We start from the raw sequence: 26,680 nt of genomic DNA, 5'->3' as shown, positions 1-26,680 counted from the left end.
GTGAGTGGCTGTGGCTGACACAGAAGCGTTAAGTGGAAGTCCAATGCTGGGCTTTAATAAGCTTAGTATTGTACGTCAGATTGGTTTGATGGTAGGTCTTGCTGCGAGTGTGGCGATAGGCTTTGCTGTTGTTCTGTGGTCGCAAAAGCCTGAGCAGCGCGTACTGTTTAGTAATCTAGCCTTTTCGGATGCTAACCAGATTATTGAGCAGTTGCGTCTCTATAATGTTCCTCATACCTTTGATGCAGATGGTCGCGCTATTCTTGTGCCTGATGAGTATGTGCATCAGGCGCGTCTAAAATTAGCTGCTGAAGGTTTTACTGCGGATAAAACCGTGGGTTTTGAAATTCTTGATCGCGAGCAGAGCCTTGGTACCAGTCAGTTCATGGAAACTGCTCGTTATCGCCGTGGGCTTGAGGGCGAACTGGCGAGAACGATTGCTAGTATGACTTCAGTTCGTAACGCACGTGTTCATCTTGCGATACCTAAAGATACTGTATTCATTCGTGATACGCGCAAACCTACAGCGTCTGTTTTTCTTGAGCTATTTGCTGGGCGTAAACTTGAGCGCGACCAGGTGGCCTCCATCGCTAGTCTGGTTGCATCCAGTATTCCGGCCCTAGATCTGAAAGATGTTACGGTAGTTGACCAGAAAGGCCGTCTTCTTAATACGCGGGATAAAGATGTTGATGTGGTGCTGGCAGCCAAACAGCTGGAATATACCCGCAATATTGAAGATACCCTGCTGAATCGTGTGAACAGTATTCTGCAGCCTGTTGTTGGAATGGGTAATTTCCGTGCGGAAGTTTCTGCAGATATCGATTTTACAACTGTTGAACAGACTGATGAGCTTTACAATCCTGATCTGCCAGCACTGCGTAGTGAGCAGACCATGGATGAGTCTCGTGTCGGTAATGGCGCGCCCGTAGGTATTCCAGGTGCACTGTCCAATCAACCTCCTGGTCAGAGTAGTGTGCCTGAGGAAGCTTCTGGGGAGGGCGTTATTGCTCGATCTGATGCGCCTGGTTCAACCCGTAAACAGGCCACGCGAAATTTTGAGCTGGATCGTACAATTAGTTACACCAAGCATCAGCAGGGCCGTGTTCGTCGCCTTACAGTAGCTGTTGTTGTGGATGATCTTTCCAATCTTAATTCTGAAACAGGTGAGGCAGTACGGACACCGTGGGACCAGAATGAGTTAGAGCGATTGCGGATTATAGTTCAGGATGCGGTTGGCTTCTCTGCTGTTCGTGGTGATAGCGTGAATGTTGTGAATACGCCGTTTGTGCCAGAGCAGGCATTTGTCACTGAAGAAGTGCCTATCTGGAAGCAGGATTGGGTCTGGGATATTGTTAAACAGGTGATGGCAGCTGTTTTCGTATTGGTACTAGTGTTTGGTATTTTACGCCCTATTTTGCGTAATCTTGCTGCTGCCGGTACTGCGGGTAATGTTGCTGGTTTGGGTGCTGCGGGTGAGGTTGCTGCAGAGCTTGAAGGCCTTGATGGCGGTGATTTCTCTACGGATTCGGTTTCTTTTGGTAGTGATGACGGCTTGTTGCCTACACCTAATGAAAGTTTTGATTATCAGTTGAATGCTATCCGCAGTATGGTGGCAGAAGATCCGGCAAAAGTGGCTCAGGCAGTAAAGCAGTGGGTTGCTGAAGATGAGTGATGATCAGGGCGAATTCACGGAGATAGATAAGGCCGCGATTCTACTGATCAGTCTTGGCGAAGCCGATGCTGCTGAAATTCTCAAGCATATGGGGCCGAAAGAGGTTCAAATGATTGGGGAGGCTATGGCGCAGCTGAATAATATCCCTCAATCACGCGTTGAATCCGTTGTTGGTGACTTTATGGGGCTGGTTAGTGACCAGACTGGTATTGGTATCAATAACGACGTCTATATTCGCTCCATGCTTAATCAGGCGCTGGGTGAAGAGAAAGCTAAAACTCTGCTTGACCGTATCCTTATGAGCACAAACACCTCCGGCTTGGATACCTTGCGTTGGATGGAGCCTCGCCAGATTGCAGAAATTATCCGTTATGAACATCCCCAGATACAAGCAGTCGTGGTGGCTTATCTTGAGCCAGATGCTGCTGCAGGGGTTCTTGCTTATTTTGATGATAAGCAGAGATTGGATATTTTGATGCGTGTTGCCGCGCTAGACCGTATCCAGCCACAGGCACTGCAGGAATTGAACGATATACTTGAACGTCAATTTGCTGGCGCAAGTGGGGCCAGTTCTGCAACGCTTGGTGGTATCAAGTCTGCTGCTGAAATAATGAACTTCATCGATTCTAGTATTGAGGCTGAATTGATGGAGGGTATTAAAGAGAGCGATGAGAACCTTGCGACTACTATTTCTGATCTGATGTTTGTCTTCGAAAACCTACAGGATGTAGAGGATATGGGTATTCAGGCAATCTTGCGTGAAGTATCTACAGATGTGCTGGTTATCGCGCTCAAAGGTGCGGATGTTGCTCTACAAGAAAAAGTCTTCCGGAATATGTCCAAGCGTGCTGCAGAGCTGCTACGTGATGATCTCGAGGCTAAAGGTCCGGTTCGAGTGAGTGAGGTTGAAGAGGCGCAGAAAGAGATTCTTACTGTTGCTAGGCGACTGGCTGATGAGGGTGAAATCATCCTTGGCGGCGGTGGCGAAGAGATGCTTTAGGCCTGAATGTATATGTCTCAGGATAGTAAGTCTTATAAACGAATTCGTGCAGATGAAGCGGCTCATCTGGAGGGATGGGAACTGCCTCAGATGGGTGGCGTCAACTCGATAGCTCTTCAGCGCAAGGAAGGGGTTGAAGTAACTGTTGTTGAGGAAGAGATTGCTGCTGAGAAGATCACTGTAGCCGAACTTGAATCTATTCGTGAGGCAGCTCGTCTTGAAGGTCTTTCTGCTGGCCTGGAGGAAGGGCGTGCCCAGGGTGTGAAAGAGGGTAAAGCTCAAGGAGTTGAGGAAGGTCGTAAGCAGGGATATGACGAAGGTTTTGCTCAAGGCGCTGAGGAGATAAAGCGTCTTCAGTCTCTTTTACAAAATATGGCGCAAGAGTTTGAGGCTCCAATTTCTCAAGCTGCAGAAGAGTTAGAGCATCATCTGCTAAAACTTGTGGTAAAGCTTTCGGAAACAGTGGTTGGCGCTGAGTTATCTAGCCGGCATGACCTTTTGCAGGCATCTATTCAGAATGCTTTGCGGCAGTTGCCTGAGCCTTTGGGGCATCTTAAAATATCAGTTAATCCAACTGATAAAGAGTGTGTGCAGCAGATAGCTAGTGCTGCTGGTACGGAAGTGGAAGTGATTGAGGATAGCTCAATCACTGCCGGTGGTTACAAACTGGACACTATGCACTCTCTAGTTAAACATGAAGTTGAAACTAGGTTCTCGCATGTGGCTGACCAGCTGCTGTTATCTCTCTCCGGTCGGGAGGTAGATGATGAGCAGAATTCTTAACCGGCTTCAGCCCTATTCAAACATCCGTCTGGAGGCAAGTTCGCCTCGTATCGAAGGTAAAATCACACGTCTTATTGGCCTTACGCTAGAAGCGGTAGGAATTAAGTGTGCGGTGGGCGAGTGCTGCTTTATCGAGCTGTCAGCTGAGCAGTTGGTTGAGGCTGAGGTGGTTGGTTTTGCCGGGGATCGCGTCTACCTGATGCCGCTTTATCCTATAGAGGGTATTCAGGCCGGCACCAAGGTTATTGCGCAATCTGAGTCTGGTAGAGTCCCTGTTGGTATGAATCTGCTTGGGCGTGTACTCAATGGTGTTGGTAAGCCCATTGATGGCAAAGGGGCGTTGCAGCCTGAGGCAGAGACAGATCTGTCTGGTGAGATTATCAATCCGCTGATTCGTGAGCCGATTAATAAAACACTTGATGTGGGTATCCGTACCATCAACGGCTTATTAACAGTCGGGCGTGGGCAACGAATGGGGTTGTTTGCCGGCAGTGGCGTAGGTAAATCGGTCTTGCTGGGGATGATGACTCGCTTTACTGAGGCAGAGATTATTGTCGTTGGCCTGATTGGTGAACGAGGCCGAGAAGTAAAAGAATTTATCGAGCACAGTCTGGGAGAAGAGGGTTTAAAGCGTTCTGTTGTTGTGGCTTCTCCTGCAGATGATTCTCCCTTAATGCGTTTGCGTGCTTCTCAGCTCTCCACGCGGATAGCTGAGTATTTCCGAGATCAGGGGAAAAATGTACTTTTGCTGATGGATTCGCTGACCCGTTATGCTCAGGCTCAACGTGAGATTGCTCTCGCAGTAGGTGAGCCGCCTGCAACCAAAGGTTATCCGCCCTCTGTTTTTGCGAAAATTCCTAAACTGGTTGAGCGGGCAGGTAATGGCGAGGAAGGTGGTGGTTCAATTACGGCGTTTTATACCGTGTTGACAGAGGGTGATGATCAGCAAGATCCTGTAGCAGACTCTGCTCGAGCGATTTTGGATGGACATGTTGTTCTATCGCGTCGTCTGGCTGAGCAGGGGCATTATCCAGCTATCGATATTGAAGCATCAATTAGCCGAGCGATGCCTCAAATCGTTGATGGGGCTCATCTGCAAATGGCGATGAAGTTTAAGCAGCTATACTCAAAGTACCGTCAGAATGAAGATCTGATCAATGTCGGGGCTTATGTTAAAGGTAGTGATCCAGATACTGATTTTGTTATCGACAATCTGCCATCAATGAACGCTTTTTTGCGGCAGGGTATTGATGAGTCTTTTCCTCTCATGCAATCCATGCAAGAGATGGTGGTTGTGTTATCTGCACCACCAACTCAGGGAGCTGACAAGCAGCAGCTCCGTCGCCCTGTTGTGAATGGGTTACAGAAATGAATAAACGTTCTAAGCGCTTGCAGTTGGTACTGGACCTTGCTGAAAAGAAAAAACAGCAGGCGGATCAATTTCTTGCTGCAAGTAAGCAGCGTGTTGAGCAGGACCAGCAAACCTTGCAGCAGTTGGATCAATATTTGGTTGAATATCGGCAAAACTATCTTGGAGCAAATGCAGAAGGCTGTAGTGGGGCTCAGTTGCATTCGCAGTTGGCTTTTATGCAGAAGATAGAAGAGGCTAAGCGCACCCAGTTACAGGCAATGGAAAGAAACCAGCAGGAGTTAGATGTGGTTGAGCAGCATTGGAAGTCAGCTTATGCGCGGGTAAAGGGAATGCAAAAGCTAACTGATAAGGCACGCGATGCTGAAATTCAGGCCGAAGAAAAAGAATTGCAAAAACAGCTCGATGAGCGTGCTCAGGGTTTAAAACCCAATTTTATTTAAGTTTCCCTCTCCTTTATATTTTCTAAATCTCACAAGTTGGCCTTCATTTTGCTGAATGTTACTCAGGCATATATTTGAGGAGCCTGTGATGAGTAATCAGCTGTCAGCATCCACCCTGGGTGGGCTGCTATCTTTAAATGTTTCGATGTTGCCGCAGAGTACGTCTGGCTTGGTCTCTGGAGAAAAGCTGGATTTATCTGGGTTTGGTTCTCTGTTGAACCAGCAGGCAGTCGCAGATCGATCGGTGCTACCCGGTGGCGGCGCTTTTTTGCCGGAAGAGGGAGTTTCATTGCCGCAGGGTAATGTGGCCCAAATACAGGCGAAAGCGTCAGGATTGATGACGCGTGATGATGCCCCAAACACGGATGAACTGCAGCGGCGTTTGATGCATGTTGCTGACATGCTGCAGAAAAGTGCTGAGTCAGAAACTGACGGCAGAATACCGGCTAATTTGGCTACAGATCTGGCTAAGGCGATTGAGCAACAACTTGGAACAACGTCACTACCTCAAGATTTGCAGGATGAGCTGAAGCAGATTGTTGATAGCGAAGGGGCAAAAGTTTCTGCACCTTTGGTGGCTGTTAATGATTCATCTTTGCTTTCCCCTGAGCAGGTTGATGAGTTTGTACGCTCGTTGTTGGCTGAGCTGAGATCGGATAATTCTGCAGGCCAGGTCGCCTCTTCCGAATCTGTCTTATCTTCATCAACAGCTAGTTTGGCGGATCGAACCTCGCAAGCAGACCTGTATTCTCAGGTGGAAAAGGTTAAGCAGCTAGTGGCTTATCTGGATGAATTGGTTTTGGAAAATCCTGGTCAAGGTAGTTTGCCAATTCCTCCGGTTGTTAAAGAAATTTCAAAAGCGTTGAATGACTTCCTTCAGCAGCAGAATGTGATTTTGCCTGAAGGTGAGAGTCTTGGGGTAGATTCAGACCTGCCTGATGAGCTGCAGCCCAAAACAGTTGTACTACGGGAGCCGTTGCTATCAGGAGAGTCACAGGAAGATTCGCTACAGCCATTTACCCAGCAAGGAAGAGAGGTGGCAGTTGGTGAAGATGAGGCCAAGAGAGCAAGTGAAATTGCAGAAAACTTGAGGGCAGAGGCCTCAAAAGAAGCGCCTCCAAGGGAAGAGGTTGCTGTTAAAGCCGCTGAAAAGATTGAAGATCCAGAAGCGCTAAGAAAAACTGTGGCTGAAGGGCTTGCCGATAAAAGTGCTGAAAATGCGCTTGATGGTTTTTTGGTTCCGGGTCAGTCTTCAGAAGCCAAGTCGCAATCAGATTTGGCAGGTTTGGGGGTTAAATCCACCAATCAGCCAGAAGTAGTGCCTCAGAAGCAGGTAATGGAAGTGCTTAAGAAAGTGCTTCTTGCTCATGCAGATGAGTTTTCGACAGAGAGGGGAGTTGAGACAAACGCTTCATCTCAGTTGAAGCCTGCTACGCCTGAAGTGGTACCTGCTGTTGCTCCGGGAGTAACTGAGATTGAGTCGCCGGAAGCAGCTGTTAAGCCTGAAGTAACTAATCCTCGTGAGGAGCTACTGCAGCTGGTTAGTGTGATAGCTGATCGAGAAGAGGCTATTGCCAAAGCTGCTGAATTGGTTGGGCAGGTAGAGCCTCGGACAGGTCCTTCACCAACTTTTGGCGCTGAAGCTTTAGTATCTACTCGTACGGCAGAAAATTTAGGTGCTGCAGTAACGACGCTCACAAGTGATGCCAGTACCCAGTCTGGGGTGTCGCGCAATTTGTTGGATGGTCAGCGTCAATTTCCTTCTGCTGCTGATGCTGCTTTAGCTAGGGCGGAGGTCAGACCTGATGTTGCTGATAAATCTACGCAGGCAGCCAGACCAGAGGCAAATTTGGTTGGTAGAGGCGCAGAAGCCATCAGTGATTCTCGTGGACAGGCTGTGCCGTTGGTTGGAGCCAATGAAGTGGCTAGGGCAGAAGGTGATAGGCGTTCATCTGATAATGTATTGCCTTCAGATGCGCTTTTGCAGAGGTTGAATGCATCTTCGAAACCTTCTGCTGACTCGACGCTTGAGCAATCAAGATTAGACAAAGCGCAGAGCCTTCTTGATGTGGTGTTAAAAACAGAGACGGCCCCCTCGGCATCCCGACCGAGAGTGTTGAGCGATAATCTTATGCCTGTTGGCGATCGGCTGACTGCCGCGATAGATGCGGCGCAACAGCTTTCACCGCGTGTTAAAGATCAGATGGATTCAGTGCCTTCGCAAAAATCTGATCTGCTGGCAGGTGCAGCGGCAATATTAGGGCAATCGGCCCAGTCGCCTGTTCAAACTCAGCGCGCAGCGGCTGAGGGACCAATGTTTATGATGCCGAACCAGGTGCGTTTAAATACTCCTGCATGGAATAATGCGCTTGGCGAACGAGCTGTCATGATTGCGGCACAGAATGCTCGCGTGGCGCAGATCCAATTGGATCCACCTGAATTAGGTTCATTAAACATTCGAGTTCAGGTTAATCAGGATCAGATTAGTTTGAATTTTACTTCGCCACATGCCCATGTTCGAGATGCGGTTGAACAGAGTCTTCCAAGGTTAAGAGAGATGTTTGCTGAGCAAGGTTTGGCTTTGCAGGATTCTTCGGTTTCTGATCAGGGGTGTGATGGAGATAACAAGAGAGGTTTGGGCGATAGCGAGGGTGGTGCTGATGCTCAGTATGTTGGTGGTGATCAAGTAGAGGGTAATGATCAACAGGCCGGGGAGTCGGCTAGATCAATGTCTCTAGTTGATTACTATGCTTAATTACCTTCCCTAAAGTAGGTGCTGTTTCTGCGGTTCTCTGGGAAGGAGAGGTGAAAAACTCTAGGTATAGAGATAGTTCTGACTTCAGCCTGGAAATCAGTGTGTTATATTAGAGCACTGATTTTCCTGGGGCGTGCCTGTGGGCAAGCATTCTGTAAAGTAGAGGGTCTTAAAATGGCAGATGAGCCAGAACAGAATGGTGAAAATGAAGAGGAAGGCGGTAAGAAGTCTTCCAAGCTCAAGCTGATTATTATTGGTTTAGTTGCTCTGCTTTTGGTAGGTGGTGGCGGTGCTGCTGCAACCTTTTTCCTGCTTGGTAGCGATGGACAAGAATCTGCGGAAGAGGCTGAGCCGGCGGCTCCGGTTAGAGCGGAAGCGATTTATACGAAAGTTCGTACGATGGAAGGTAAGCCAATGTTTGTGGTTACCTTGCAGTCCAATGATAAGCGTCCTCACTATATGCAATTGTATGTTGAGGCAAAAAGCCGTGATCAGGCTGTAGCAGATGCGTTGACCCTGCATATGCCGTTAATAGTATCGCGCTTGAATAACCTGTTTACCACTCAGCAATTCCGTACTCTGCAGACAATTGAAGGTAAGGAAGCGTTGCGCGAGAGTGCAACAGATCTCGTGCGTGAAATTATGCAGGAAAAAATTGGTAAGCCGGGTGTGGAAACCATCCTGTTTACTAATATGGTAATGCAGTAATGATCATGATCCTTGTTAAGGAATCGGTGTAAATGTCAGTTAAGGATCTGCTGTCTCAGGACGAAATTGATGCGTTGCTTCATGGTGTTGATGATGGCGATGTAGAGACGTCTGACGAGGCTGAGGTCGAAGAGGGTGATGTCCGCTCTTATGATCTGGCGAGCCATGAGCGTATTGTTCGTGGTCGTATGCCGACTCTGGAAATGATCAATGAGCGTTTTGCCCGGTATACCCGCATCAGCTTGTTCAATCTGTTACGTCGTGCGGCGGATGTGACTGTAGGGGGGGTGCAGGTAATGAAGTATGGAGATTACATCCATACGCTGTACGTCCCGACCAGTATGAATCTTATCCGTGTAATGCCGCTGCGTGGCACGGCATTGTTTATCATGGACGCCAAGCTTGTTTTTAAGTTGGTGGATAATTTCTTTGGCGGTGACGGCCGTCATGCCAAGATCGAAGGCCGCGAATTTACTCCAACTGAAACGCGTTTGATTCATAAAGCGCTGGAACAGTTCTTTGTTGATCTCGAAGAGGCTTGGCAGCCGGTGATGGAGTTGAACTTTGAGCATCTGGGTCATGAGATGAACCCGGCAATGGCGAACGTCATTAATCCAACTGAGGTTGTGGTAGTCAGTACTTTTCAGGTTGATCTGGAAGGTGGTTCAGGTGAGTTTCATGTGGCTATGCCTTATGCGATGCTTGAGCCTATTCGAGATCTGCTCGTGTCTGGGTTCCAGAACAGCGAAGATGAGAAAGATGAGCGTTGGCAGATCGCATTGCAGCGGGATATTCTAATGGCTCGCTTGCCTCTTGAGATGACGATTGCTCAGCAAGAAATGACGTTACGTGATGTGGTTGAATTAGAAGCAGGGGATGTTATCCCGATTGAGCTTCCAGAGGCTTTTGAGCTGAAAGCGAATAAAGTACCTGTTTATAACTGTACCATGGGTGTTTCTCGCGGTAATCTAGCGGTTAAGATTGTAGATCAGATTGAACGACCGAAGTAATAGCTTCGCAAGTATAAGAGAGCTTATAAATGAGTGATGAAACCGATCAGCAAGCGATGGCGGACGAATGGGCTGCTGCCATGGAAGAGCAGGGCGATGCCGGTGATGCGGTCGACCCCGATGAGTTGCTTGCTGCTACTGGTGTATCAGAGGATTCTGTTGAACTGGATGAACTAACAGATGAAGGTACGCCTGTTGCGGATCCGAAGCTCGATGTAATTCTTGATATTCCTGTCACTCTTTCAATGGAAGTGGGACAGACTGATATTCCTATTAGCAATCTCCTGCAGCTTAATCAGGGTTCTGTAATTGAGCTGGATCGGGTTGCTGGTGAGCCGCTGGATGTCATGGTTAATGGTACCTTGATTGCTCATGGCGAGGTTGTTGTAGTTAATGACCGTTACGGCATACGCTTAACGGACGTGATTAGTCCGCAAGAACGTATTAAACGCCTCAAATAGCTAAGGATGCGTGTTCTTTTAGCTCTTTATCTGTTTATTTTCTTTTCTCCTGTTGTAAATGCAGCGGAGTCTGCTTCTGCTGCGCAGCCTTCCGTAGTTAAGTCTCCAGTGGTACCTGCATATCAAGAGCCTTTTTCAGCTGATGCGATCCTGCAGTTGGTTGTAGGCCTTGCTGTAGTGGTTTTCCTTATCTTCGGTATTTCCTGGTTGTTTCGTCGTTTTTCTGGCATTGCGCCTGTGAGCAGGAACATGCGTGTTCTCGGTGTGATGCCTCTGGGAACAAGAGAAAAGGCGGTTCTGGTTCAGGTTGGAGGTAAGCAAATCTTATTGGGCGTGGCGCCTGGACGTGTTTCTCATTTGCAGTCATTTGATGAGCCTGTGATTGACGAGAAAAATGTAGGTACTAGCTTTGCTTCACGGCTGACTGAGGCGGTACAACGGCAGCAGGGAAAGAAAGAAGATGAGTAGGGTTGTTGGGTTATTTGCCCTGTTGCTGATGTTTGTGCCTTCATTAGGCTGGGCTGCTGATGTGGGTATTCCGGCTGTCACCATTACTACAGATGAGAGCGGGCAGGATAACTACAGCGTAACACTGCAGATTCTGATTTTAATGACCATGCTGACGTTCTTGCCAGCTATGGTCATGATGATGACTTCTTTCGCCCGAATCATCATCGTATTTGCTATTCTGCGTCAGGCATTGGGCTTGCAGCAAACGCCTTCTAATCAGATTATGGTTGGGATGGCGATGTTTCTAACGCTATTTATCATGACCCCAGTCTTGGACAAGGTGTATGTTCAGGCAGTGCAGCCTTACGTTAGTGAGGAGTTAACCGTTTTGGAGGCTGCTCAGGCGGCAAGCGTTCCGTTGAGGGACTTTATGATGCTCCAGACTCGGGAAAGCGATCTGGATCTGTTTATGCGTATATCGGGCACACCGGCAGTAGAAAGTGCAGAGCAGATACCTTTTACGATTCTTGTGCCTGCTTTTGTTACCAGTGAGCTTAAGACAGCATTTCAGATAGGGTTTATGCTGTTTATCCCTTTCCTGGTGATTGATCTGGTGGTGGCCAGTGTCCTTATGGCTATGGGTATGATGATGCTTTCACCAATCATTATCTCGCTACCATTCAAGATCATGTTGTTTGTGTTGGTAGATGGTTGGGCACTTGTAATTGGTACCTTAGCAGCTAGTTTTGGTATATAGAAATTAAGTAACGAGACGGGAGGGCTATATGACACCTGAGGTCGTACTCAGTTTGTTCGGTGAGGCATTCTGGCTGATCGTGTTACTGGTTTCTGTGATTATTGTGCCAAGCTTGATTGTTGGTCTGGTAGTTTCAACCTTCCAGGCAGCAACTCAGATTAACGAGCAAACTCTAAGCTTTCTGCCGCGTCTATTGATTACTCTTCTGGTGATTATGTGGGCGGGGCCATGGATCTTGAACAAGCTGATGGAGCATTTTTCAGGCTTGGTTAAGAATATCCCTTATCTGATTGGGTGATGTTCCTTGTTTGAGATCAGTATTGCAGAGATAGAGCAGTGGGTGGCTGTATTTCTGTGGCCATTGTTTCGAATCGCTTCCTTCTTTATGGCGGTACCTCTTCTGGGTAGTAACCTGATCAATGCGCGTGTGCGCCTGATGTTGGCTTTGGCTGTTACTGCTGTTATCGCTCCTCTACTGCCGCCGATGCCGGATTTCGATGGATTGAATTTTAATTCCTATCTGATAATTGGGCAGCAGATCATTATCGGTGCGATGTTGGGTTTTCTGTTTCAGGTTTTTTACCAGATCTTTGTTCTTGGTGGTCAGATGATCGCTATGCAGATGGGTTTGGGTTTTGCTTCGATGACAGACCCGGCTAATGGTATCTCAGTGGTTATGCTTGGTCAGTTTTATCTGACCTTGATTATGATGATCTTTGTTTCGTTGAATGGTCATCTGGTGATGATAGAGGTTGTCGTGCGTAGCTTCGATGTTGTGCCAGTTGCGCTTGATGTATTGGATAGGAATAGTTATTGGAAGGTAGTAATGGCGGGAACCTGGATGTTCTCGGCAGCATTTCTAATGGCTGTGCCTGCTGTTACCGCTCTGCTGGTGGTGAATATGGCATTTGGTATCATGTCGCGAGCGGCACCTCAGCTGAACATTCTTGCTGTAGGCTTTCCATTTACTATGGTGCTAGGCTTGTTTATTAACTGGGTGAACTTGGGTGGTTTCCTTGATCAATATATGAGGATATCCAGGTTTGTGTTGGATTACATCGAAGCGCTTTTCCTCTAATCCGAAAATGTAGCTATGGCAGAAGAGTCCGGTCAGGAAAAAACAGAAGACCCCACCCCCAAGCGCCTCCGTGAGGCGCGGGAAAAGGGGGATGTTCCCCGATCAAAAGAGTTGGCGACGACGCTAGTATTGTTGGCGGCGGTCATGTCTGTGCTGGTGTTTGGCAGTCAGCTTGCTGAGCGGATGCTGGGTATGATGGAGAGTAACTTTGTTCTCGATCGGCAGTCTGTGTTTGATGTTAATAAAATGCTGGCGCACTTTGAGGTTTCCGTTTGGGAGGCTTTGGTGGGAGTGTCAGGGATATTTTCTGTCATCTTGGTGGCAGCATTGATTGGTCCGATTGCTTTAGGTGGTTGGAACTTCAGTGGTCAATCCATAGCGCCAAAGGGTAGTCGTATTAATCCGCTTTCTGGCATTAAGCGGATGTTTTCTCTTAAGTCTTTGATTGAGCTTCTGAAAGCGGTCGCTAAATTTTCCCTGGTAGGTGGTTTCGCCATTCTTATTCTGTGGAATCTGCGTATTGATATCCTTCAGCTTGCTACTTTTGAAGCTCGCCCAGCGATAGAAGAGGCGCTCGAGATAATAATCTGGGTGTTTATGGCGTTGAGCGCGGTTCTGATTCTTGTTGCTGCTGTTGATGTGCCTTATCAGATATACGATTACACCACTAAAATGAAGATGACTCTTCAGGAAGTTAAGGATGAGTTGAAAAATACTGAGGGTAAGCCTGAGGTAAAAGGGCGTATTCGTCAGTTGCAGAGGGAGATTGCTCAGCGGCAGATGATGAAGGATGTGCCTGAGGCTGATGTGGTTATAACTAACCCGACGCATTATGCGGTGGCTTTAAAGTACGAAAGTGAGGGGCGTGGAGCGCCTATTCTCGTGGCTAAGGGTGCGGATTTTGTCGCATTTAAAATTCGTGAAATAGCAGAAGAGCATGACGTTCCTGTGCTTTCTGCGCCCCCCTTAGCCCGTGCGATCTATAACTCAACTGAAATTGCTGATGAGATTCCAGCTGGATTGTATATGGCTGTCGCACAGGTTCTGGCATATGTCTTCCAATTGCAGCGCTTCAAAAAGCGTCAGGCAGAAAGGCCGAGCGATATCAAAATGGATGAACTCCCTATTCCTGATGAGTTTCGTGATCAGGAGTGATTCGGGAATTGTTTTCTCTACCTAAGCTGCCTTATCTGGTGGCGTAAAAATTGCATTTCTTTAAGCTTAATATAGTAATTCGTCAAAAAAATAACGTATTATTGTCTGTTCAGCATGGGTGATTGTGGTTTTGGTACTTATGCTGATTCATGTGCTGTTTTTTTGACATAATTTTTGTTGGGTTTTGGAAGTGGATAGAACGGTAATTCTTGATAACGTGCGTAGCCTTGGGCGGGGGAACCTTGGGGTTCCTCTGTTGCTGCTGGTTATCATGGCAATGGTGACGTTGCCGGTTCCGCCGTTCCTGTTGGATGTTCTGTTTACTTTTAACATTGCTCTTTCCATTGTGGTTCTCTTGGTTTGTGTCTATTCCGAAAGACCGTTGGACTTTGCAATTTTTCCTACCATTATTCTTGTTGCCACCCTGATGCGGCTTGCATTGAATGTTGCTTCCACTCGTGTTGTGTTGCTTTTTGGTCATGAGGGTGGGGATGCTGCCGGTAAAGTTATCGAGGCCTTTGGTGAGGTTGTAGTAGGCGGTAACTATGTTGTCGGTTTTGTGGTTTTCATGATTTTGATCATCATTAACTTTGTCGTGGTGACCAAAGGTGCGGGCCGTATTTCTGAAGTAAGTGCGCGATTCACACTGGATGCAATGCCTGGTAAGCAGATGGCTATAGACGCTGACCTTAACGCCGGCCTAATTGGGCAGGAAGAAGCGAAGCAGCGTCGTGAAGATGTAACCCAGGAAGCTGACTTCTATGGCTCAATGGATGGTGCATCCAAATTCGTTCGAGGGGATGCGGTAGCTGGTATTTTGATTCTTGTGATCAACCTGCTTGGTGGTCTTGGTATCGGCATGTTGCAGCATGATCTCGATTTTGAAACCGCTATGCGTTTCTACTCGTTGCTTACTATTGGTGATGGCCTGGTGGCCCAGGTTCCATCGCTGTTGCTGTCTACAGCAGCGGCGATCATGGTGACACGTCAGAATGTTTCCCATGATATGGGTAAGCAAGTTCTCGGTCAGATGTTTGCAGCCCCTAAGGCATTGGCTGTGGCTGCAGGTATCCTGTTTATTATGGGTAGTATTCCTGGCATGCCTCATTTTGCTTTTCTGTCGCTTGCGGCGGCGGCTGGAGCAGGTGCTTGGTGGATCTATCGTAAGCAGATGCAAGTGGAGCAGGCTGAACAAGAGAAAGCCGAAGAGGAAGCTGAGCTGCCCCAGGAAGATGAGTCTGAGAAGCGTGAGTTGGACTGGGATGATGTGATGCCTGTGGATATGGTTGGCTTGGAAGTGGGCTACCGACTTATTCCTATGGTGGATAAGATGCAGGGTGGCCAGTTGTTGAGTCGAATCAAAGGCGTGCGTAAGAAGCTATCGCAGGATCTGGGTTTTTTGGTTCCATCGGTACATATTCGCGACAATCTCGACTTGCTGCCTGGTGCCTACCAGATAACTTTGATGGGGGTTGTTGTCGGCGAGTCTGAGGTTTATCCGGATCGTGAATTGGCTATCAATCCAGGTCAGGTTTTTGGCAAGCTGCAAGGGGTCGAGGTTAAAGATCCTGCATTTGGTTTGGATGCGGTATGGATTGAGCAGTCCCAAAAAGAACAGGCTCAGTCGTTGGGGTATACAGTGGTTGATGCTTCTACTGTTGTGGCGACGCATATGAATCAATTGCTTCAGGTGCATGCTCATGAGCTTCTGGGTCATGAGGAAGTTCAGCAGTTGCTGGATATGTTGTCGAAAACCTCGCCGAAATTGGTTGAGGAGCTTATTCCGGCGAAGCTTTCCTTCAGTATCTTGCTTAAGGTTTTGCAAAACCTGTTAATGGAGCAAGTACCCCTTAAGGATTTTCGTACCATCACTGAGTCGCTGGCTGATGCAGTGAATAGAACTCAAGATCCACTGGCGTTGACTGCTGCTGTGCGTATCTCTTTGTCACGCCTGATTGTTCAGAATATTAATGGTTCAGAGCCTGAGTTGCCGGTAATAACTGTTGCGCCTCAATTGGAACAGATACTTCTCAATTCTGTGCAACAGGGGCAGGATAATGGTCTTGTGTTGGAGCCCGGTATGGCTGAGCGTTTGCAGGCGTCTTTGTCTGAGGCAGCAACGCAACAGGAGATGATGGGGCATCCGTCGGTTCTGCTGGTGGCAGCTCCTGTGCGTCCACTAATGGCAAAATTTGTAAGATACGGGGAGCATCAGATCCATGTGCTCTCTTATCAGGAAATTCCGGAAAATAAAAAGGTCACCATTGTGGCTACAGTCGGAGGTGAGGTAGGTGCATAAGCAGCTTGTAAGTAAGCCTTCTTCAGGACTGATGTGGCTGGCCGATAAGGAATTGTTATGAAGGTGAAACGCTTTTTTGCGCCTGATATGAGACAGGCAATGCGACGAGTAAGAGATGAGATTGGCGCGGATGCCGTGATCGTCTCTAATCATCGTGTTGCAGGTGGTGTTGAGGTCGTTGCTGCGCATGAAAATGACTATGAGCAGGCTCAGCAGGAATTTTCTGGTAAGAAGAAAAAGAGCCAGAGGCGTCAGGAACAGGTCAATATTCTTACTGGTGGACAGGCTTCAGGTTTATCTGGTGAGTTGCAAAAAGCGCGCTTGCAGATAGCTGAGGCTGAGCGTCAACAGGACGGTCAAAAATATGACGCTCCGGGTTCTGTGAATAAGCAGTTGGAAAGTGATGATGAAGATCTGCGTTCTATTCTTGAATCTCTAAAAAAACGCCAGAAGCGGCAGGCAAATCAGGCGCATGAAAACTTTATGCGCACTTCTGAAGAGCCTCGCGAAGAGATGGAATTGACCGATCCTTTTGCGTCAATGCGTGAACAGACTGCAAGCCAGGGAGCTGATAATCAGCTGATTCAGTCAATGCAGGATGAAATTGCTCAGCTTAAGAGTTTGTTAAATCAGCAGATGGTCTCTCAGAGTCACTCGGCTGCTGCTCATCCTGCTAAGCCTCCGCTGCAGCGTAAGCTGGAACTATTGGGTGTAAGTGAGCGTTTATCGTCGCATATTTTGGGAAGTATTGAGCATGATATTTCACCTGATAAGGCCTGGAAAAATGCTTTAACCCGCTTGTCTGATTCAATTCCTGTTATGGGAGAGGATTTTATTGAGCGGGGTGGGATGATTGCTTTTGTTGGGCCTACTGGTGTGGGTAAGACAACCACAATCGGTAAATTGGCTGCTCGATACGTTTTGAAGTATGGCAGTTCTAGCCTGGCTCTGGTTACAACGGATACCTATCGTATTGCTGCACATGAACAGTTGCGCACCTTTGGGCGTATTCTTGATGTGCCTGTCCGTGTTGTCGATGAAACAAATACGCTGGATGAAGTGTTGCAATCATTGCGAACCAAGCGTTTGGTGCTGATCGATACGGCAGGACTTAATGCTCAGGAGTCTCATAGTGAGTCACAGCTTGAAATGTTGGAAGATGTTTCTCTGCGCATGAAAAAGCTGTTGGTGGTGTCCTGCAGTAGTCAGCGTAGAGTTGTAGAGCAGGCCTATAATGCTTACCAGGCTTTGGGGCTGAATGGTTGTGTGCTGAGTAAGATGGATGAATCAGGCAGCCTTGGTGAAGCTATCTCTTTCATCATTGAAAAACGCTTGCCGGTGACTTATGTAACGGATGGTCAGCGTATTCCTGATGATATAGAAATTGCCAAAAAGCATGAGTTGGTGAGTCGAGCAGTGGTTACAGCTCAGAGAGCGATAGCGTCAGAAAAGCGTTCAGCGGCTCTGGATTCGGTTTATAAAGCGGGTTAACAGGTCAGGAAGTAATAGATGAATCAACAGAAGCCCGTAAAGGTAATTGCAGTCACCGGTGGTAAAGGTGGTGTAGGTAAAACCAATGTGTCGGTGAACCTTTCTCTGGCAATGGGGGAGCTGGGTCATCGGACCGTTTTGATGGATGCTGACCTGGGATTGGCCAATGTCGATGTTCTATTAGGTTTGCGTCCCAAAAAGACGATAGCAGATGTGCTAAATGGCGACTGTGGTTTGGAAGAGGTGATGTTAGATGTGAGTGAGCACCTCAAAATTGTTCCTGCTTGCTCTGGCACGCAGGAGATGACCGCTTTATCTCCCCATGAGCATGCTGAACTGATTCATGCTTTTAATGCAGTAGCGGATGATATTGATGTGTTGGTCATCGATACGGCCGCAGGTATTTCTGACTCGGTTGTGAGTTTTGTTAAGGCTGCACAAGAAGTTTTAGTGGTTGTATGCGATGAGCCTACTTCTATTACTGATGCTTATGCTTTAATTAAACTGTTAAACCGAGATTATAATATGACCCGGTTCAGGGTGCTGGCCAATATGGTGCGCGGTGAGCAGGAAGGACGGAATATGTTTGGCAAATTGCTCACTGTCACAGACCGCTTTCTTGATGTCACACTTCAATATGTTGGCTCAATCCCTTATGATGAAAATGTTCGCAAGGCTGTACAACGCCAAGTGGCTGTTTTAAAAGCTTTTCCAAAGAGCAAAGTATCCTTGGCATATAAGCAATTAGCGAATAAAGTAAATGGGTGGCCAGTTCAAACTGTGCCCCGAGGTCATTTAGAGTTTTTTGTTGAGCGGCTTGTGCAAGGTGTTCGCCCAACAGATTGAATAATAGAGGCGGTATGTATAACCAGCTGCAGTTACAATCGGGTGATGAGTTGATTGAGCAGTATGCGCCGCTAGTTAAACGTATAGCGCATCATCTGCTGGCCCGATTGCCTGCAACGGTGCTGCTTGATGATCTTATCCAGGCCGGGATGGTCGGTCTGCTGGAAGCGGCGAAAAAGTATGATGCTTCCAAAGGTGCAAGTTTTGAAACTTATGCAGGGATCCGCATTCGTGGTTCTATCATCGATGAGGTGCGTCGTGGCGATTGGACACCAAGATCGGTTCATCGCAATAGTCGCCGGGTGACTGAAGCGATTCAGCAAGTTGAGTCGCGCACAGGAAGAGATGCAAGTGATGCTGAAGTAGCAAAAGAATTAGGCATCAGTGTAGATGAATATCATAACCTTCTGAAGGATACTCTTGATAGTCGGTTGTTTAGTTTTGAGGAGATGATTAATCCTCAAAATGAGGGGCCAGGTGAGTCTTTTGCTAACGATGATCCCGGTCCAAATCAGAATTTTGAGCGTGAGGCGTTCCTTAAAGCGCTGAGCGAGGCAATAAATAATCTGCCAGAACGGGAAAAATTGGTTCTGGCGCTCTATTATGATGAAGAGCTTAACCTGAAGGAAATAGGTCAGGTTCTGGGTGTGAGTGAATCCCGGGTCAGTCAGATACACAGCCAGGCTGCATTGAGATTGCGGTCACGGTTAAGTGACTGGCAATAAAAGGGTTGACCAGACTCAACGTAATTGCGGTAATTAAGTGTACACTCAACGAGTTGCGCAGTTCTAAGTGGGAGGCTCGTCTTGAATAAAGACATGAAAATCCTTGTTGTAGATGATTTCTCTACGATGAGACGTATTATCAAAAACCTGTTAAGGGATCTGGGAATGACTAACGTCCAAGAGGCGGACGATGGTCAGACTGCTCTTCCAATTCTTAAGGAAGGGGGGATCGATTTCCTGGTAACTGACTGGAATATGCCAGGCATGACAGGTATTGACCTTCTGAAAGAGGTTCGTTCAGATCCTAATCTCGCCAGTATGCCGGTATTAATGGTAACTGCAGAAGCGAAGAAAGAGCAGATCATTGCAGCCGCTCAGGCGGGGGTGAATGGCTATGTAGTAAAACCTTTTACTGCTGCTGTTCTTAAAGAAAAGATCGATAAGATCTTTGAACGCCTGGGTTAAAAGGTCGGTTTAGTGATGATGTCGGGTATGGGCAAAGGGCCAGGTCACTTTGAAATGGAGCTTCAGCTTAAGGCGCAGGAACTTGTTTCTGTCCTTAATGAGGGGGACCTGTCCAATGCAATGGAAATAATTCAGGAGCTCCATGAATTTAGGCATCAGGTCTTCTTTAGTGAAGTAGGTCATCTGACTCGTGGCTTGCATGAAGCGATCAAAGCTTTCTCTCATGAACTTGGCAATAGCTTGCAAGTAGATGGTGAGGAAAAAGACGATTCGGACGCTGATGCAGCAGATCGCCTTAATTATGTTATTGAGGTGACTGAGAAGAATGCTCATGAAACCATGGATCGAGTGGACAAGGCTCTTTCTTTGGTTGATAAGCTGGATTCGCAGAGTGAGCGTTTTAAAGATCTTCTTCTGTTGGTTGGGCAGTTGGAGAAAGAGCACGATACTCTAAACGGTGTTTATGACCGTACCTGCGCAGTAAAAGAAGAGTCTGAGCAGACTATAGAAGTTTTGCGAACTGAATTAACAGATATTCTTGTATCGCAGAGCTATCAGGATATTACAGGGCAATTGATCCGTCGGGTAATCAATCTGGTTACCAATGTAGAAAGCCATCTGGTTGGTTTGATGGAGATGGCGGCTAAAGTTGAAAAATTGTCTGGCATAGATGCACAGAAGAGTGTGTCAGATGCAGAGCAGGATAATAAAAAGAATCCTATTCAGGCTGAAGGTCCACAGGTTAAAAAAGATAGTGCTGACGTGGTCAGTAATCAAGATGAAGTGGACGACTTGCTTTCCAGTCTGGGTTTTTAAGAGGAGCACCCTATGAGTTTGGATGTGGATCAGGAAATTCTTGAGGATTTTCTTGTTGAGGCAGGAGAAATCCTGGAGCAGTTGTCTGAGCAGCTGGTTGATCTGGAACAGAGACCGGATGACAGTGATCTACTGAACGCAATTTTCCGTGGTTTCCATACGGTAAAAGGTGGTGCTGGTTTCCTGCAATTGGAACCGATGGTTGATTGCTGCCACAATGCAGAAAACCTGTTTGATATGTTGCGTAATGGGGATATAAAAGTTTCCCCTGAATTGATGGATGTTGTGCTTCAAGCATTGGACACAGTTAATGTCATGTTTGAAACTGTTCGTAATGGAGATGAACCAGAAAGTGCCGATCCACAATTGCTTCAAGCACTGGTTGCGTTTGCTAGCGGTGGTGCTCCTGCTGCAGCCCCAGAAGCTCCGGCTCCTGCTCCTCAGTCCGCCCCTGAGCCAGCTCCTACCCCAGCACCTTCAGCTCCCACTGCTGCAGACCAGTCATCTCAGGACTTTGATGACCTGTTAGGAGATATTGGTGGTGCTCCTGCTGCCCCAGCTGCGGAACCTGAAGCTGCTGATGATGGTTTAATCACAGAAGATGAATTTGATGCCTTACTTGACGAATTGCATGGTCAGGGTAAAGGTCCTGGGTCAGGTGAAACCAAAGCACCAGCTGCTGAAGCTTCAGCTCCAGCAGGTGATGGCCTGATCACAGAAGATGAATTTGAAGCTCTGCTAGATGAGTTGCAGTCTCAGGGTAAAGGCGCATTTGCTCCGGCTGCCGCCGCTGCTCCAGAGCCTGTAGCGGCTCCTGCTCCAGCGCCGGTAGCTGCCCCGGAACCTGCTGCTCCAGCCCCGGTTCCTGCTCCGGTTCCTGAGCCAGAGCCGAAACGTGAAAGTGCAGCTGCAGCCGCAGTTAAAGCAGCACACCAGCAAGCTAAACCTCAGCCTGAAAGTAATGTCCGTGTTGATACCCGTCTTCTCGACAAAATCATGAATATGGTTGGTGAGTTGGTATTGGTTCGTAACCGTCTTGTTCGTCTGGGTGTGACCCGTGAAGACGAAGAGATGGCGAAGGCGCTTGGTACACTGGATATGGTAACTGCCGATCTGCAGATGTCTGTTATGAAGACTCGAATGCAGCCGGTGAAGAAAGTATTTGGCCGTTTCCCTCGTTTGATTCGTGACTTGTCCCGAAATCTCAAGAAAGAGATCCGCCTTGAACTGCGTGGTGAAGATACCGATCTGGATAAAAACCTCGTTGAGGCCTTGGCCGATCCATTGATTCACTTGGTGCGTAATGCGGTGGACCATGGGATAGAAGCGCCAGATGTTCGTGAAAACGCTGGTAAAGCACGTGAAGGTCACGTTCTGCTTTCTGCTGAGCAGGAGGGTGATCACATCCTTCTGGTTATTCAGGATGATGGTGCTGGTATGGACGCTGAAAAACTGCGTAATCTGGCAATTGAACGTGGCATGATGGACGCTGAAGCCGCTCGCCGATTGACAGAGCAAGAGTGTTTCAACCTTATCTTTGCGGCAGGCTTCTCGACTAAGAAAGAGATTTCAGACGTATCCGGTCGTGGCGTGGGTATGGATGTGGTTAAAACCAAAATCACCCAGCTCAACGGTACGCTAAGCATTGACTCTGTTATTGGGCAGGGATCGCGGATTGCGATTCAGGTACCTTTGACGCTGGCGATTATGCCAACACTGATGGTTATTCTGGAAGACCAGGCTTTCGCTCTTCCATTGGTCAATGTAAATGAAATCTTTAACCTGGATCTGACTAAAACCAATGTGGTTGATGGTCAGCAGGTAATTATCGTTCGAGATCAAGCATTGCCGCTGTTCCATCTGAAACGCTGGTTGATTGATGGTCAGCAAGGTGCAGACCTGCCTGAACAGGGACATGTTGTAATTGTCACTGTTGGTACGCAGCGAGTAGGTTTTGTTGTTGATCAACTTGTTGGTCAGGAAGAAGTGGTAATTAAACCTCTTGGAACTATTCTCCATGGAACTCCTGGGCTTTCTGGTGCAACCATTACAGGTGATGGACGGATCGCATTGATAATCGATATACCTAATCTGTTGAAACATTACGCTTCCTAAATCAGCCTGGAAGGGGGCGTAGATGCCAGTAAAAGTATTGATCGTTGACGACTCGGGGTTCTTCCGTCATCGGATCAGCGATCTTCTTTCTGGGGATAGCCGTATTGAGGTTGTAGGTTCTGCTCAAAATGGTCGAGAGGCTATAGAGCAGGCCAAGCGGTTACGCCCTGATCTGATTACAATGGATGTTGAGATGCCTCAGATGAATGGCATTGAGGCTGTGCGCGTAATCATGCGTGAATGCCCGACCAACATCCTTATGCTTTCCTCACTAACTCATGAAGGGGCTCAGGTGACTTTGCAGGCACTTGAGGCAGGGGCGCTGGATTATCTGTCTAAAGATATGCGGGCATGGATGGAGCACTCATCCTCTCTGGAGAAACAGCTGCGTGATAAGGTTGTTGAACTAGGACGTTCCCGTCATGCTAAACGTAGTTCGTTGTTCAGTGCGCCAGATTCCTCTGCAAGCAGTAAATCTATGGTCTTTCGCCCTGAGGCAGAGAGTCCAGCGGCAAAACCCGCTCCTCGACCGATAGCTGGCATTAAAGAAAAAGCGCCAGTTCGGCCTCGTCCTGAATCGCCAGCTCTACACCGAGCGCATTCTGAACCATCGAAACCTGCAGCGCCATTGGCTAGAAAGCCTGCGGCAGGGCGCAAAACTATACCGATGGATTGTAAGCTTGTGGTAATCGGTTCTTCCACAGGTGGTCCTGCTGCGCTTCAGCAGATCCTGACGCAATTGCCGGCAAATTTCCCTTATCCTATCCTGCTTGTACAGCACATGCCGAAAACTTTTACCTCGGTCTTTGCTGCAAGATTGGACCAGCAGTGCAACATCAGTGTTAAAGAGGCTGAAGATGGGGATCGTTTGCAGCCTGGTAGAGCTTTGCTGGCTCCAGGTGGGCACCAGATGATCATAGACCCTCGCACTCATGACAAAGTTAAGATAATGCCCGGAGATGAGCGCCTAACTTATAAGCCCAGTGTTGATATTTCTTATGCTTCCGCGGCTAAAAGTTTCGGAAAGAAAGTTCTGGCAATTATTTTGACTGGGATGGGGGCCGATGGTTGTGATGGAGCTAAGATGCTCAGACAACAAGGAGCAACTATTTGGGCTCAGAACAAAGAGAGCAGCACTATTTATGGGATGCCTCAGGCGGTTGTAAATGCGGGGCTTGCGGATGAAATTCTGGACCTTACTGAGTTTGGGCCACTATTAAGTAACCATAGGGCGCGCTGATGGACTTTACAGCGATACTTGGGCTTTTACTTGCACTCGCCGCCATTGTCGGTGGTAATTTTTTAGAAGGCGGTCAGTTACAGGAACTTTTGAATATGCCTGCAGCGGTGATTGTCCTTGGTGGTACTGTTGCTGCAGCTATCATCCAGTCGCCGAGTAAAGATGTTGCTCGAGCATTTAGATTACTTGGTTGGGCTTTTGGCAACAACAAACAGGATATGCAAGCTGGCATCGATCAAGTGGTTAATTGGTGTGTAGTTGCACGTCGTAAGGGATTGCTCGCGTTGGAGTCGGAAGCAGAGAAAGAGCAGGATCACTTTATCAAATCTGGTTTGTTGCTTTTAGTTGATGGAAAAGGCTCGGATGTCATTAGAAGCACCCTTGAAGTTGAGTTAGTCACGGTAGAGCAGCGTGACCTGCAAGGTGCTAAGGTTATAGAGAGTATGGGTGGGTATGCCCCAACTCTGGGTATTATAGGTGCTGTACTTGGGTTGATTCATGTAATGAGTAATCTTTCAGATCCCAATAATTTGGGGGCAGGTATTGCGACAGCATTTGTGGCGACAGTTTACGGTATTGGTATCGCCAACCTATTTCTGATACCGGTAGCCAATAAAATTAAAAGCCTTGTACTGATGCGTTACCAGTATCAGGAAATGGTGCTGGAAGGGTTGATGTTTATCGCGGAAGGGCAGAACCCGAAGGCGATCCAGCAGCGTTTGCAGGGCTATTTGAGGTAAGTTATGCCAAGACGGCAGCAACCAGAAGATTATGTAAGAAATGACCGTTGGGTTATCTCCTATGCGGATTTCATTACTCTGCTGTTTGCTTTTTTTGTGGTGATGTACGCCATGTCGTCTGTTAATGAGGAAAAATACAAGCACTTATCAGAGGCTCTTTCTGGTGTGTTTGATGGCCTGGATGACGGACTGGATAATCCGCAGCAGGTGGGCCAAGGTAATAGTGAGAGTGGTTTTGGTATTTTTATCGGCGGCAAAACTGACATTGATGTGCCGGAAGTTACAATATCTCCGCCTGATCAGGAAGAAACTGATGCTCTGAAAACTCTGCAGGAAGAGATGGAGGTCAGCTTTGCTCATCTGGTGGATGATGGGCAATTGAAGATTACCGGGAATGATTTGTGGATGTCGATAGAGTTACGCTCCCATTACCTGTTCCCTTCTGGTAGCGCTTTACCCAACGTGTTGGCGGATCAGTTGCTCGACAAAATTGCGCAGATGATTAAAGGTCGTGAAAACCCTATACATGTGGAGGGTTTTACTGATAATCAACAGATCTCGACGGACGCATACCCATCAAACTGGGAACTGTCAGCTTCCCGTGCCGCTGCAGTAGTAAGGTTGTTGTCTTTCTATGGTGTTGAGCCGGAACGGATGGCTGCTGTAGGTTATGGTGAATACCAGCCTGCCTATAGTAATCGGACTGAGAAAGGGCAGCGCCTGAACAGAAGGGTATTGATCGTTATATCACGTGATGAAAAAGTCCGCAGGGCAGTTTCATCTTTTGGTAGCCAGCATATAAGTGCTGATGCCGTATCCACAATACTGGCAAACCCAGAGAAAGAGGAAGTGCCGGTCATTGAGCAGGTGGAAACCGGGGATGGTGGGGTTATTTTCAGACAGGCCGAACCAGAACCTTTACAGCAGGAAAATAAATAATGCATGTATGGTCAGTTGCCAACCAGAAAGGTGGTGTAGGCAAAACGACAACAGTAGTCACGGTTGCAGGCTTACTTGCTGAAGTAGGCTATCGAGTGTTGTTAATAGATCTTGATCCGCACGGCTCTTTAACCAGCTATTTTGGTTATGATCCGGATGAGTTGGAGGATAGTGTATACGACCTGTTTACCGGCAGCAGTAAAGTCAGTAGAGAAGATGTTTCCAGATTGCTGCTAAAAAGTAGCCATGAGCGTATTGAGCTGATCCCGGCATCCACTGCAATGGCAACATTGGAGCGAAAAGCTATAGGTGAAGAGGGGATGGGGCTGCAGGTCGCTAAAGCGCTAGCTCATGTGCGGGATCGTTATGATTACGTGTTAATTGATAGCCCTCCTGTGCTAGGTGTTTTGATGGTAAATGCCCTGGCTGCCTGTCAGCATCTTCTGGTTCCGGTTCAGACTGAATTCCTTGCATTGAAGGGACTTGAACGTATGGTCAGAACTATTAACATGATCAATCGTGCACGCAGCAAGAAGCTCTCTTTTACAATTATTCCTACGTTTTATGATCGCCGGACTCAGGCTTCGGTTAGCAGCCTTCGAGAGCTGCATCATAACTATCCGAATGAAATTTCTAATGCCGTGATTCCGGTTGATACCAAATTCAGAAATGCCAGTATTCAGGGATTGGTTCCCTCTGTTATGGATTCAGGTAGTCGGGGTGTGCACTCGTACGCCCGGATTCTTCGCTCACTGCTGGAGCGTCAGAAGCAGGAGGTTCTATGAGCGATTCCAAGAAGAAACAGCTGGATTCAGAAGAAGTTCCTGGCGTACAGAAACTGGTATTTGATTATCTGGAGGCACTGCTATCAGATCCTGATGCAGGTATTGATACTGAAAAAGAGCTCCAGGCGATTGCCGAGTCTTCAGAGGAAGAGGGGCAGGTTGCTGAAGTTATTGTAGAAGTATCAGAAACAACTGTTGTTATGGCGATGGATGAGGATACTGCTGTAGAGCCAGAGCCAGAGCCAGAGCCAGAGCCAGAGCCAGAGCCAGAGCCAGAGCCAGATGCAGCAGAGATGGATCTTGATGCTATGCTTGAAGATATTGGTATGGATCTGGATGAGACGGATCTTGCAGCGGGTGTAGCCGTAGGTGCAGGTGCTGTCGCTGCGGCTGCTGCACTGGATTCGGATGATGCTGAAGAATCGGCTGGATCTGACGAGCTGGAGTCTGCAATTTCTCACGACCTTGATGCTGAGCTGGACTCCGAGTTGGATGCACTGCTTAACAGCACAGATAGCGATATTGAACTTGAAGAAAGTTCTGCTGACGAAGAGGGCGAATCATTGGATGAAGATTTC

25 protein-coding genes and 1 pseudogene are annotated in these 26,680 nt (G+C 47.7%); all 26 read left to right on the top strand.

The genetic code is table 11. The features are described from left to right. Positions 1–43: 43 nt before the first annotated feature. Entirely contained in the window at positions 44–1,672 is a 1,629-nt protein-coding gene (gene fliF / locus GY843_RS08630; RefSeq protein WP_297308593.1) for a flagellar basal-body MS-ring/collar protein FliF, read from the top strand. Next, positions 1,665–2,672, top strand: a complete 1,008-nt coding sequence (gene fliG, locus GY843_RS08625; RefSeq protein WP_297308591.1) for a flagellar motor switch protein FliG — start codon at positions 1,665–1,667, stop codon at positions 2,670–2,672. Before fliF ends, fliG begins: the two co-directional genes overlap by 8 nt. Positions 2,673–2,684: 12 nt before the next feature. Then, on the top strand, positions 2,685–3,455 hold the full coding sequence (locus tag GY843_RS08620; RefSeq protein WP_297308589.1) for a FliH/SctL family protein: 771 nt from the start codon (positions 2,685–2,687) through the stop codon (positions 3,453–3,455). After that, positions 3,439–4,827 (top strand): flagellar protein export ATPase FliI, encoded by a 1,389-nt coding sequence (gene fliI, locus GY843_RS08615; RefSeq protein WP_297308597.1) that lies wholly within the window; start codon positions 3,439–3,441, stop codon positions 4,825–4,827. Before GY843_RS08620 ends, fliI begins: the two co-directional genes overlap by 17 nt. Beyond that, positions 4,824–5,267 (top strand): flagellar export protein FliJ, encoded by a 444-nt coding sequence (gene fliJ / locus GY843_RS08610; RefSeq protein ID WP_297308587.1) that lies wholly within the window; start codon positions 4,824–4,826, stop codon positions 5,265–5,267. Before fliI ends, fliJ begins: the two co-directional genes overlap by 4 nt. Positions 5,268–5,355: 88 nt before the next feature. Next, positions 5,356–8,022, top strand: a complete 2,667-nt coding sequence (locus GY843_RS08605) for a flagellar hook-length control protein FliK (RefSeq protein ID WP_297308585.1) — start codon at positions 5,356–5,358, stop codon at positions 8,020–8,022. Positions 8,023–8,196: 174 nt separating this feature from the next. Continuing rightward, entirely contained in the window at positions 8,197–8,730 is a 534-nt protein-coding gene (locus GY843_RS08600; protein WP_297308583.1) for a flagellar basal body-associated FliL family protein, read from the top strand. Between the two features lie 32 nt (positions 8,731–8,762). Beyond that, positions 8,763–9,740: a flagellar motor switch protein FliM gene (gene fliM / locus GY843_RS08595; protein WP_297308580.1), complete on the top strand. Its 978-nt coding sequence runs from the start codon at positions 8,763–8,765 to the stop codon at positions 9,738–9,740. Between the two features lie 29 nt (positions 9,741–9,769). Further along, complete coding sequence (gene fliN, locus GY843_RS08590; protein WP_297308578.1) at positions 9,770–10,201, top strand: flagellar motor switch protein FliN; 432 nt, start codon at positions 9,770–9,772, stop codon at positions 10,199–10,201. A gap of 6 nt (positions 10,202–10,207) precedes the next feature. Further along, the gene (gene fliO / locus GY843_RS08585; RefSeq protein ID WP_297308576.1) at positions 10,208–10,669 is read left to right on the top strand and encodes a flagellar biosynthetic protein FliO; all 462 of its coding nucleotides are present in this window, start codon (positions 10,208–10,210) and stop codon (positions 10,667–10,669) included. Next, on the top strand, positions 10,662–11,408 hold the full coding sequence (fliP, locus tag GY843_RS08580) for a flagellar type III secretion system pore protein FliP (protein ID WP_297308573.1): 747 nt from the start codon (positions 10,662–10,664) through the stop codon (positions 11,406–11,408). The genes fliO and fliP overlap by 8 nt, the downstream gene beginning before the upstream one ends. Positions 11,409–11,436: 28 nt before the next feature. Next, positions 11,437–11,706, top strand: a complete 270-nt coding sequence (gene fliQ, locus GY843_RS08575) for a flagellar biosynthesis protein FliQ (protein ID WP_297308572.1) — start codon at positions 11,437–11,439, stop codon at positions 11,704–11,706. Positions 11,707–11,712: 6 nt separating this feature from the next. Then, on the top strand, positions 11,713–12,486 hold the full coding sequence (gene fliR / locus GY843_RS08570; protein ID WP_297308570.1) for a flagellar biosynthetic protein FliR: 774 nt from the start codon (positions 11,713–11,715) through the stop codon (positions 12,484–12,486). A 15-nt stretch (positions 12,487–12,501) separates the two neighbouring features. Beyond that, positions 12,502–13,641 (top strand): flagellar biosynthesis protein FlhB, encoded by a 1,140-nt coding sequence (flhB, locus tag GY843_RS08565; protein ID WP_297308568.1) that lies wholly within the window; start codon positions 12,502–12,504, stop codon positions 13,639–13,641. 190 nt (positions 13,642–13,831) lie between these two features. Then, positions 13,832–15,940: a flagellar biosynthesis protein FlhA gene (flhA, locus tag GY843_RS08560; RefSeq protein ID WP_297308566.1), complete on the top strand. Its 2,109-nt coding sequence runs from the start codon at positions 13,832–13,834 to the stop codon at positions 15,938–15,940. Positions 15,941–15,997: 57 nt separating this feature from the next. Further along, a complete protein-coding gene (flhF, locus tag GY843_RS08555; protein WP_297308564.1) occupies positions 15,998–17,431 on the top strand; it encodes a flagellar biosynthesis protein FlhF in 1,434 nt (477 codons plus the stop codon). A gap of 18 nt (positions 17,432–17,449) precedes the next feature. Then, entirely contained in the window at positions 17,450–18,277 is an 828-nt protein-coding gene (locus tag GY843_RS08550) for a MinD/ParA family protein (RefSeq protein WP_297308562.1), read from the top strand. 14 nt (positions 18,278–18,291) lie between these two features. Continuing rightward, the gene (locus tag GY843_RS08545; RefSeq protein WP_297308560.1) at positions 18,292–19,002 is read left to right on the top strand and encodes an RNA polymerase sigma factor FliA; all 711 of its coding nucleotides are present in this window, start codon (positions 18,292–18,294) and stop codon (positions 19,000–19,002) included. 81 nt (positions 19,003–19,083) lie between these two features. Further along, positions 19,084–19,467, top strand: coding sequence for a chemotaxis response regulator CheY (gene cheY, locus GY843_RS08540; protein WP_297308558.1), 384 nt, complete (start codon positions 19,084–19,086; stop codon positions 19,465–19,467). 15 nt (positions 19,468–19,482) lie between these two features. Continuing rightward, positions 19,483–20,283, top strand: coding sequence for a protein phosphatase CheZ (locus tag GY843_RS08535; RefSeq protein ID WP_297308595.1), 801 nt, complete (start codon positions 19,483–19,485; stop codon positions 20,281–20,283). Between the two features lie 12 nt (positions 20,284–20,295). After that, on the top strand, positions 20,296–22,398 hold the full coding sequence (locus GY843_RS08530) for a chemotaxis protein CheA (RefSeq protein WP_297308556.1): 2,103 nt from the start codon (positions 20,296–20,298) through the stop codon (positions 22,396–22,398). Positions 22,399–22,420: 22 nt separating this feature from the next. Beyond that, entirely contained in the window at positions 22,421–23,638 is a 1,218-nt protein-coding gene (gene cheB / locus GY843_RS08525; protein WP_297308554.1) for a chemotaxis response regulator protein-glutamate methylesterase, read from the top strand. Next, a complete protein-coding gene (locus GY843_RS08520) occupies positions 23,638–24,378 on the top strand; it encodes a flagellar motor protein (RefSeq protein WP_297308552.1) in 741 nt (246 codons plus the stop codon). The genes cheB and GY843_RS08520 overlap by 1 nt, the downstream gene beginning before the upstream one ends. Positions 24,379–24,381: 3 nt before the next feature. After that, positions 24,382–25,317: a flagellar motor protein MotD gene (motD, locus tag GY843_RS08515; RefSeq protein WP_297308550.1), complete on the top strand. Its 936-nt coding sequence runs from the start codon at positions 24,382–24,384 to the stop codon at positions 25,315–25,317. Next, on the top strand, positions 25,317–26,102 hold the full coding sequence (locus GY843_RS08510) for a ParA family protein (protein ID WP_297308549.1): 786 nt from the start codon (positions 25,317–25,319) through the stop codon (positions 26,100–26,102). The genes motD and GY843_RS08510 overlap by 1 nt, the downstream gene beginning before the upstream one ends. Beyond that, positions 26,099–26,680: pseudogene (locus GY843_RS08505) on the top strand (hypothetical protein); the annotation flags it as partial. The gene GY843_RS08510 and the pseudogene GY843_RS08505, both read left to right, overlap by 4 nt.

The sequence above is a fragment of the Neptuniibacter sp. genome, from assembly GCF_024231755.1.
GTDB lineage: Bacteria > Pseudomonadota > Gammaproteobacteria > Pseudomonadales > Balneatricaceae > Neptuniibacter.
Note: the sequence above shows the minus strand (reverse complement) of the source record. Positions and strands in the feature narration are given on the sequence as shown.